This is a genomic window from Micromonospora sp. LOL_013 (assembly GCF_048060315.1).
GTDB lineage: Bacteria > Actinomycetota > Actinomycetes > Mycobacteriales > Micromonosporaceae > Micromonospora_E.
Genome location: NZ_JBHMIQ010000071.1, coordinates 1 through 8636 on the forward strand (window position 1 = coordinate 1; position 8636 = coordinate 8636).

General features: G+C 64.8%; 10 protein-coding genes. 6 read left to right on the top strand and 4 right to left on the bottom strand.

The window, feature by feature from the left end; translation table 11 throughout:
- The first annotated feature begins 933 nt into the window (after positions 1-933).
- Complete coding sequence (locus tag ACFHWS_RS28045; RefSeq protein ID WP_416569529.1) at positions 934-2259, top strand: ATP-dependent 6-phosphofructokinase; 1326 nt, start codon at positions 934-936, stop codon at positions 2257-2259.
- Positions 2260-2321: 62 nt separating this feature from the next.
- Here ACFHWS_RS28045 and ACFHWS_RS28050 read toward each other — a convergent pair whose 3' ends face one another.
- Complete coding sequence (locus ACFHWS_RS28050) at positions 2322-2795, bottom strand: hypothetical protein (protein WP_416569530.1); 474 nt, start codon at positions 2793-2795, stop codon at positions 2322-2324.
- A gap of 190 nt (positions 2796-2985) precedes the next feature.
- Here ACFHWS_RS28050 and ACFHWS_RS28055 point away from each other — a divergent pair, with 190 nt between their 5' ends.
- Together ACFHWS_RS28055 and ACFHWS_RS28060 are read left to right on the top strand one after the other, a co-directional pair.
- Positions 2986-3306 (top strand): DMT family transporter, encoded by a 321-nt coding sequence (locus ACFHWS_RS28055; protein WP_416569531.1) that lies wholly within the window; start codon positions 2986-2988, stop codon positions 3304-3306.
- The gene (locus tag ACFHWS_RS28060; protein ID WP_416569532.1) at positions 3303-3941 is read left to right on the top strand and encodes a TetR/AcrR family transcriptional regulator; all 639 of its coding nucleotides are present in this window, start codon (positions 3303-3305) and stop codon (positions 3939-3941) included. The genes ACFHWS_RS28055 and ACFHWS_RS28060 overlap by 4 nt, the downstream gene beginning before the upstream one ends.
- Here the strand turns inward: ACFHWS_RS28060 and ACFHWS_RS28065 are convergent.
- Genes ACFHWS_RS28065 through ACFHWS_RS28075 form a run of 3 tightly spaced genes read right to left on the bottom strand, consistent with a single transcriptional unit; the run spans position 3868 to position 5497 of the window.
- The gene (locus ACFHWS_RS28065; protein WP_416569533.1) at positions 3868-4377 is read right to left on the bottom strand and encodes a hypothetical protein; all 510 of its coding nucleotides are present in this window, start codon (positions 4375-4377) and stop codon (positions 3868-3870) included. The two genes, ACFHWS_RS28060 and ACFHWS_RS28065, sit on opposite strands and share 74 nt — an antisense overlap.
- Positions 4374-5159: a hypothetical protein gene (locus tag ACFHWS_RS28070; RefSeq protein WP_416569534.1), complete on the bottom strand. Its 786-nt coding sequence runs from the start codon at positions 5157-5159 to the stop codon at positions 4374-4376. The genes ACFHWS_RS28065 and ACFHWS_RS28070 overlap by 4 nt, the downstream gene beginning before the upstream one ends.
- A complete protein-coding gene (locus ACFHWS_RS28075) occupies positions 5156-5497 on the bottom strand; it encodes a hypothetical protein (RefSeq protein WP_416569535.1) in 342 nt (113 codons plus the stop codon). Before ACFHWS_RS28075 ends, ACFHWS_RS28070 begins: the two co-directional genes overlap by 4 nt.
- A 243-nt stretch (positions 5498-5740) precedes the next feature.
- Here ACFHWS_RS28075 and ACFHWS_RS28080 point away from each other — a divergent pair, with 243 nt between their 5' ends.
- The 3 genes from ACFHWS_RS28080 to ACFHWS_RS28090 all read left to right on the top strand — a co-directional run bounded on the left by ACFHWS_RS28080 (position 5741) and on the right by ACFHWS_RS28090 (position 8620).
- A complete protein-coding gene (locus ACFHWS_RS28080) occupies positions 5741-6001 on the top strand; it encodes a winged helix-turn-helix domain-containing protein (protein ID WP_123602538.1) in 261 nt (86 codons plus the stop codon).
- Positions 6002-6108: 107 nt separating this feature from the next.
- A complete protein-coding gene (locus tag ACFHWS_RS28085) occupies positions 6109-6342 on the top strand; it encodes a winged helix-turn-helix domain-containing protein (protein ID WP_416569536.1) in 234 nt (77 codons plus the stop codon).
- 190 nt (positions 6343-6532) lie between these two features.
- Positions 6533-8620: an NACHT domain-containing protein gene (locus tag ACFHWS_RS28090; protein WP_416569537.1), complete on the top strand. Its 2088-nt coding sequence runs from the start codon at positions 6533-6535 to the stop codon at positions 8618-8620.
- Positions 8621-8636 lie beyond the last annotated feature (16 nt).

Here is an 8636-nt window from a genome sequence, read left to right on the forward strand (position 1 = left end):
GACCATCCACATCTACCGGGTCCAGCCACCACCAAGATCAACTTAAGCTACGTGGCATTGGTACTATGGTGGGCCTGTTGCCGAACCGACTACAACTTCTGGTGGGGTCAGATCGTCTACAGCATTGACAGTCCAGGATGTGGAAGCCTCCAGGCCTTCTCCAAGTACGGACACACCTGGAACGGTACCGGCGTGAACGTTTCGGTTGGTGTCCCACTCAGCGTCAGCCTAAGCTTCTCTAGCACCAGCAACCGATGGCAGCTAGGTAGCCAACCGTCGAACTCGGTGACTCCCTGTTAAGCGCGGGTTGGGTTGGTCGCCGAGTCCGCAGGAGCGCTCGGCGACCACCCGATCGTGTCGGAGGTAGAACTGCATGCAAAACCCTACTCGCCTCACCGGCATTTCGCTGCTCGTGGCTGTGATCCTTGCTGCGCTCTGTGGTTGCGCCGGGGACGGTCGGCCCCAGCTTGAGGTTCTTGTCCGCGTGACGATGTGTGTGGATAACGGAGCGGACTGCTTCGCTCTGGGTGTTCCCTCTGCGGAGGTGACCGTCGAAGAAGGCGGTAGGATTCTTGCGGAAGGTGAGACTGACCAGTCGGGCGCCATTAGTCTTCGGCTCGAATCGGCCCAATTGCCAATGCGATTGATTGCCCGATCGCCATTGATAGATGGAGGGATGGTTGAAGCCATGATTCCTCCATTCGACGGTACAACCTCCTCTACTCTCGGTAGTCCACTCGACGAAGCCGTAAGACCAACATAGGCGATATCTCACTGTACGTGTCACTCGAATCCACTCAAACGCGTACATTGGTACAACTTTGCGCCATTCGGCTCCCGGCGGGATGGTTGGTGAGCGGATCGCCGTGGTCCGACCGGCCAACGGTCGAGTTCGGTAACGCTGCTGAAAACTACGGCCGGGACCATGGGTGGATGGCCGACGAGCCGGTGCGACTGGAGATCCGGACGCTGGGCGGGTGCCTGTTCGACTCGCCGCTGGCCCGACTGCTGCTCGGGCGCAACACCAGCTGGCACTACGTCGACGAGTCCGACCGGGTGCTGCTCGACGACACCGTCGGGATGCTCACCGGCCGGGGTCTGCCCATCGACGAGCTGCCCAGCCTGGAGCCGGGCGGACCGCGACAGAAGATCTTCTTCGAGCCGGCCCGCACCCGGGTCGGGATCGTCACCTGCGGCGGGCTCTGTCCCGGCCTGAACAACGTCATCCGGGCTCTGGTGTTGGAGTTGACCACCGGCTACGGGGTGCGCCAGATCGTCGGTTTCCGCAACGGCTATCAAGGGCTGGTCGCCCGGCACGGCCACGATCCGGTCCCGTTGACGCCGGCGGTCGTCGACCGGATCGACGAGTACGGCGGCACGATCCTCGGTACGTCGCGGGGCAACCAGGATCCGGCGGAGATCGCCGACACCCTCGACGAGCTCGGCATCGACATCCTGTTCGTGATCGGTGGCGACGGTTCGATGCGGGGTGCGTCGCGGATCACCGAGGTGCTCGCCCGGCGGGGCCGGCCGGTCGCCGTCGTCGGGATGCCGAAGACGATCGACAACGACATCCCGTACATCGATCAGAGCTTTGGGTTTCAGACGGCCGTCGCGCACGCCACCGAGGTGATCCGGGCCGCCCATGTGGAGGCCACCGCGTTCCCCGGCGGGATCGGGCTCGTACAGCTGATGGGCCGGCATTCGGGTTTCATCGCCTGCTATGCGGCCCTGGCCACCCACGACGCCGATTTCGTCCTGGTGCCCGAGGTGCCGTTCGCTCTGGACGGCCCGGGCGGCCTCCTGGCGCACCTGCGCCGGCGGGTCGCCGACCGGGGGCATGCGACGGTCGTCGCCGCCGAGGGCGCCGGCCAGGAGCATCTGGCCGGCGAACCCGTCGGCCACGACGCCTCCGGCAATCTGCGGCTGCACGATTTCGGCCGGTACCTGCGGCAGCGGATCGTCGAGGACTTCGCCGACGCCGGGCGCGAGGCGAGTGTGAAGTACATCGACCCGAGTTACACGATCCGTGGGGTGCCGGCGAACCCGTACGACAGTGTCTACTGTATTCGGTTGGCGCATGCGGCGGTGCACGCGGCGATGGCCGGGCGGACCGACCTGGTGGTGGGTCGGTGGCGGGGCCGGTTCGTGCATGTGCCGATGCCGCTGGCGGTGAGCACCCGCAACCAGGTCGACCCGTACGGCGATCTGTGGTTGTCGGTCCTGGAGGCCACCGGTCAGCCGCCGCTGCTCACCTGATCGCCTGACCGGGCGGCCGAGTCGGCCGCCCGATCGAGTCGAGGATGCTCACCAGCAGCGGCTCACCACCACTGGCGTACGGTCACGGTCGCTGCTCCGCCGTTGTCGCTGAGGTTGTTGTCGTTGATCGTGACCTGGAACCTGCCGCCGACCAGCCCGGCGGCTTCGTAGAGCAGGCACGGCGAGGTCGACGGGGTGCCGGTGTCCCGGGTGCCGACGATCGGGAACCAGCTGCCGGCCTCGTACCATCCGCGCCCGCTGACGAAGGTCGCGCCGGCCGTCACCGAGCCGATGAGTGAATAGGGAGGCTCGCCGGGCGCCGGATAGCCGGGTACGGCGTGCTGCCAGGAGTACCCGTGCACCGGCTTGACGTTGCCCCAGAAGTCGGTCCTGATCTCCCCGGTCGCGTCGACGCGCAGGGCGTGGCCAGCGGTGCCGCGAGGGTCACCGTACCCGCCGTCGCGATCACTCCGGTGACGATTCCGGCGGCCAGCAGGCTCCTCATCCGGGCTGACGCTGTGGTGAACATCGATCATCCTCGTGGGGCTGAAGGTGGCGAACCAGGCACAGTCCAGCACCGGATCCCGGAGGTTGGCGTGAGTAGCGCGCCGCTCAAATCCGTGCGGCGGCTACTCACCCGGTGGTCGGCGGGGGATTTCCGCTGCCCGCTCACCGCTTCTCTTGTACGCTTGTACATGTACGTTCGTACAAGAACGGAGTCCGGTCATGGCGTACCTGTTCCTCGCCGCCGCGATCACCGCCGAGGTGATCGGGACGAGCCTGCTCAAGTCGACCCACGGGTTCACCCGGCTGTGGCCGACGCTCGCCCTGGTCGCGGCGTACGTCGCCGCGTTCGCCTGCCTCGCCCAGGCGGTGAAGACGATCCCGGTCGGTGTCGCGTACGCGCTGTGGGCCGGGCTCGGCACTGCGGCCATCGCCGCGATCGGCGCGACGTTCCTGGGCGAGCCGTTGACCCTGGCGAAGGTGACCGGGATCGGGCTGGTCATCGCCGGTGTGGTGGTGCTCAACCTGGGCGGTGCCCATTGACCGCCGACCCGGGCGGCGCGGCCAGCCGCCGTCCGGTGCGGCCCCGGGACCCGGAGGGTCGCCGCCGGGCGCTGGCCGCCGCCACCCTGGAAGCGGTCGCCGAGGTCGGGATCGGGCGGACCACACACCGGGCGGTCGCCGCCCGCGCCGGTGTCCCGCTCGGGGCGACCACCTACTACTTTCCGACCCTGGCCGATCTGATCGTGGCCGGGCTGCGGCAGGCCCAGACGGACGTCGAGGCCGAGCTACGCCGCTGGGCCGAGCAGCTCGGCGACGGCACCGACCTGCCGGCCCGGCTCACCGGGCTGATCGGCGAGTACCTGGCCGACCGGGGCCGGGCGCTGACCGAGCTGGAGCTGTACCTGGCCGCAGCCCGTAGCCCCGAGCTGCGGCCACTGGCCCGCGCCTGGCGGGACCGTCTCTGCGAGATCCTGACGCCGCTGACCGGGGACCGTGCGGCGTACGCGGTCGCTGTCTTCGTCGACGGTGTCCTGCTGCAACACTTCGCCATCGGTGAGCCGCTGGACACCGCCGCCGTCGAGTCGTCGATCGCCGCCCTAATCAGGTCGGATCAGCCGGCTGCTGCTCGTGACCGTCGGGCTGCTGCTGGTCGGCCGCCTGCCCGTCCGGGGTGACAGTGGCCGGCTGGTCGTCCGGCTCGGCGGCGATCATCGTGGTGGTGTCGTTGATCAGGTTGGCCAGGCCGGCGGGGCTGAGTCCTTCGTCGGTGACGAGGGCGACGACGAGCAGTGTCTGCGTGGTGATGGTTTCGGCGGTGGCGGGCAGGGTGTCGTGCTGGCCGAGGGCGGCGTACAGCAGGGTTTCGGCCACGGTCGGGTCGATGGCGGTGCCAGCGGGGTCGAAGCGTTCCCGGACGCTGGCTACGAAACGGATCACCGCGGCCGGTTCGCCGGGCCGGAAGCGTCGGTCCACGGTGAGGACGAACAGTCCGCTGAGCAGGTCGAGGTATTCCTGCCACTGGTCGTCGTCGAAGCGGGCGAGTTGGCGTTCGTGTGCGCCGGTCTGCCCGGCGACCAGGTAGGTCAGGGCGGCGGTGGGTGCGCTGGTCACCGGCTCCTCCAGGTGTGGAAGGCGTCTTGCCAGATGTGGTGGCGGACGAGCTGCCAGAAGGTGCGGAACCTGACGTGGTGGCGGCCGGTGGCGACCAGCGACGCGGCGGTACGGGCGGCGAGTCCGCGTACCTCGGTCGGTGGCTGCCGCCCGGCGGAGTCGGCACCGTCGTCGGGTGGATTGCCGTCGTTGTTGGTGACGGTTGGGGTGCCGGTGAGCGGGCGTCGGGCGGCCAGCCGGCGTAGCCGCTGCTGCGGCGGGTCGTCGCCGTTGGCGAGGGCGTTGAAGTAGCGGTCGAGGGCACTGGTGCCGACGCCGAGGCTGCCGCTGAGCTGGTCGAGACGGGCCAGGGCGGAGCGTAGCCGGGCGGCGGCGGCCTGGGCGTACGGGTCGTCGCTGCGGGCCAGGCGGTCGGCGGCGGCCAGCACCCGGGGCCGGGCGTCGCCGGTCGTGCCGGCGGCGTGGCCGGCGTGCTCGCGGGCGATCCGCAGGCCACGCATGATGGTGGCGACGCCGACCGGGCGGCTGCCCGGCAGCTGCGGCCGGGCGACGGTGACGGCGTCGAAGACTTCGCCGTACGCCTCCCACGCCTGGTGCAGGGCTTCCTCGTAGCGGTCGACGGTGAGCCGGGCGTCCGGGGCGAGCGTGTGGGCGTCGCCGAGCTGCTCGGTGACGTGGGTGACGGCGGTCTCCAGGGCCAGGCAGACCGCCCGCAGCGCGCCGATCGTGTCGGCGGCGACCTGCAGGGCTGCGGCGTCGGCGGCGTACTCCCGGGTGCTCATGCCGACCTGCTCAGCCAGGAGAAGCGGGGCCGGTCGGGGGTGTCGGCGACCCGGCTGGGGTCGAGCAGGGTCGCGCCGGGGCGGCGGAACGGCAGTCGGTGGTAGCGGTGCATCGTCGCTTCGGCTTCGGTCAGGTCCGCGCACGGTCCGGGCCGTCCGCAGCCGAGACAACAGCCGGTGTACGCCGAGGTGGTGTGACTGTCGATGGTGCGTTGCGCCTCGACGACGCGGCTGCGGGCGTACCGGGTGTAGTAGGTCGCGGATCGCTGGTCGCCGGCCGGGCGCAGCCGAGTGGGTGGTGGTGGGACGGTCGGGGTGGGGCGGGGGTCGGGTGTCACCGGACGTTGCCTCCCGTACGCGTGGAGATGGCACCCGCCGCTGATGCGACTGTTGTCGCAGGTGGCGGGCAGGTTGACGCACCCGGCCGACCGACAGGCGGCGTCGGCCGACCGGGCTCCTTGCGGGGCAACCACTCCGGTTTGCAGACCAGGGAGCGGCGCGGAGACAGCTTTACATATGCGCCCATACGAAGCAACCCATGAGCGCCAATTTCTTGCCATACAAAGCTGGCGCGTGATCAAATGGGTGCGCAGATCAGGGAGCCGCCCATGCCCGCCAAGCCCAAGTGGGAGAAGATCGCCGACCACCTCCGGAGCCAGATCGTCTCCGGTGAGCTGGCACCAGGCGACAAGCTTCCGTCCACCGCACAGCTGTGCAAGGAGCACGACGTGTCAGCGATCGTCGTGCGCCAAGCCATCTTCAAGCTGCGGACCGAAGGGCTGATCGAGGGCGTGCAGGGCGTCGGCGTGTTTGTCGTCGACCCAAACGACCAGCAGGGCTGAACCCCTGCTGGCCGGCAGGGTAGACGTTCGGACGCCCTGGTGGCTCGGCGGACATTGACGGTGACCTGGCGCGTCAGCCGCTCGCTGATCAGGGGGGAGGGCCGGCGATGCCGCCGAGCGCCAAGTGGATGGAACTCGCCGCCCACATCCGCAAGCAGATCGCGACCGGCGAGCTGTCGCCCGGCGCGAAGTTGCCATCCACGTCGCAGCTCTGCGCCGAGCACAACGTGTCGGCGATTGTCGTCCGCAACGCGATGATCGCGCTGAAGGCCGAAGGCCTGGTCGTCGGCGTACCCGGCGTAGGTGTCTTCGTCGTTGACCCAGACGAGTCGACGGCGTAACGCGAGATTGGTAGCAGCGGTTCAATCTCAAGCTGGACGGCATCACGCCGACTTGGCAACGTTCTGATGATTCCCTCACCTGCGTTGGGTGTGACGATGTCGCAACATCAACTTCAGGCAGAGTTCACATCAAACGTAACCTGAGCTATGCTCATGAGTCATCGTTGTAGTCGAATGGGCGGTTGGGCTCGTGGATCCTGTTCTTTCGGGGGCGTTGGGCAACGCTCTTGGTGAGATGATGTTTCGTGTCGCTGCGGTATCCTTCGGTCAACTCACGGCCTTGCCTGATCCTGACATATCTCTAGGTCACACTCTTCTGGGTGACTCTGGCGATCAGGTGCTTATCTCTGACGACCAAGCGACTGAACTGAATTCCTTCATCGCAAGCCCTGAAGTTAGTGCGCTAGTGCAAAACCACCTCCTGATTAGTGGGCTTGTTGGGCGGCACAAGTATGCGGAGACTTGGCTCGATGAAGTCCGCGACAGCTTTGACTCGCTGCTTATTGCATCGATCAACAATATCCCCCAGGTTCAGAACATCGCTGATATTGTGTGGCGACTCGTTCTGGCCAACGCTGAAGCTGTGGCTCCACCTGAAGAAGGGCTAGCTCAGCTTCCCGTGAAACACCTTGAGTCCTTGATGAGTCATGAGCGAGGGCTGAAGTCGACAAAAGAGCCGCCAGCGCCGCGATACATTCGTCTTATCATCGAATCTACTCGTACGCTAGAGCAAATCAGCGAGATGCGCACGTTGTGTGCCGATATCTGCAGAAGCGCCGCTGAGGCAACATCACAGATGAGTCTCCAGCACAGTCAGGATCATCACCGATTCCCACTTGCTGACCTCTATATTGAGCGAACTCTAACACCGGTTGTGCAGAGAACAGACAGACGGATCATTGATCTTACTCGACATCCAGCACCTGGAGTGGCTCTAGTGATACTCGGAGCGCCAGGTGCGGGGAAAAGTACTCTAATTAATCGTCTCGTGAATGTGCTCGCAACGCGCGCGGAGCTCGACTTTTTCCCAGTTGTTGTTCCCTGCAAGACCTTGAATGTTGACCAAGAGCTTGCGCCCATTCTCTCGTACGTTACCAGATCTGCGAATATTCTTCCGGGGGTTTCGGCCAACACGGATGTAATAGAAAGGTTGGTCGCTCTCGGGCGGGCGGTCTTGGTGTTTGATGGGATCGACGAGGTTGTGGACATTAGTCGGCGGCGTGCGTTGATCGATGTTATCGAAAGAATGGCGATCGCCTACCCTCTTGCGTCGATCGTCTGCACTACCCGCAAGGTGGGATACGAGTCTGCACAATTTCAGAGTCCGCGTTTCGAAATCGTGGAATTGGAGGAATTCGACGAGTCTCAAGTTCAAGACTATGCTCAACGGTGGTTCACGCTGATGAAACAGTCATCGCAGGATTGTGTGGCATTCCTAGATGAGTCGGAAGAGATTGCGGAGATTCGCAGGAATCCGCTAATGCTTTCGCTTCTATGTGCGCTGTATCGTGTTCGTGGCTACATTCCGATGAATCGCCTTGATGTTTATAAATCGTGCGCCGATTTGCTGTTTTACAGCTGGGATGCGATGCGTCATATTCCGCAACCTGTTGACCACAGGCGTTACGGCCATGGTTTAATGCAGGAACTCGCTGATTTATTTTTCAAATTTCCGACCACTTCTGGCGGGGTTGAGGAAGGGCAGCTTACTAGGCTCATTGCGACGTATTTTCGGGATACAGCAGGGGTTGAGTCTGCTGAAGCTGAGAGGCGCGCGTCGGAATTTCTACAGTTCTGCGCAGGGAGAGCATGGTTGCTGACCGCGACAGGAACCAGCGCTAGGGGCCAGAGGCTCTTTGCGTTTACCCATCGTACATTCATGGAATTTTACGCAGCCGAGGCGATCGTTCGTCGAGCTCGGACCGTGGATGAGGTTCTATCGGTTATAATCGACGTTTACTCAAAAAACGCAAGTTCTGTTCTTCCTGATCTCCTCGTTGAGGCGTACGACGAGAAATCATACCGGGGGGCAGAGGAAATTTTGCGAGCGTTGATGCGGGCGGGTAGGGAGGGGCGTCGGTTTCGCGCGGGCTCCCAGCTTGCTCTCTGTTTGCGAATACTCAATTCGACGCCAGTTGGGGCTCCACTTGTTCGCGAAGTTCTGGTCGAGGTTTTTCGAGTATGGCGCGAATCTGATCCCGATGCTGATTATGCTTCGCTGGTTGCGATGCTTAGCCTCGATCCACCGACGCGGTTCGTCTTGAGCTCGGTTGAGTAGTTTCGGTATTGGGTGG

Bases quoted from the DNA above. Each gene is read 5' to 3' on its own strand.
- ACFHWS_RS28070 (WP_416569534.1), bottom strand. From the start codon at position 5,159: ATGAGCACCCGGGAGTACGCCGCCGACGCCGCAGCCCTGCAGGTCGCC.
- ACFHWS_RS28055 (WP_416569531.1), top strand. From the start codon at position 2,986: ATGGCGTACCTGTTCCTCGCCGCCGCGATCACCGCCGAGGTGATCGGG.
- ACFHWS_RS28045 (WP_416569529.1), top strand. From the start codon at position 934: ATGGCCGACGAGCCGGTGCGACTGGAGATCCGGACGCTGGGCGGGTGC.
- ACFHWS_RS28085 (WP_416569536.1), top strand. From the start codon at position 6,109: ATGCCGCCGAGCGCCAAGTGGATGGAACTCGCCGCCCACATCCGCAAG.
- ACFHWS_RS28080 (WP_123602538.1), top strand. From the start codon at position 5,741: ATGGGTGCGCAGATCAGGGAGCCGCCCATGCCCGCCAAGCCCAAGTGG.
- ACFHWS_RS28050 (WP_416569530.1), bottom strand. From the start codon at position 2,795: ATGATCGATGTTCACCACAGCGTCAGCCCGGATGAGGAGCCTGCTGGC.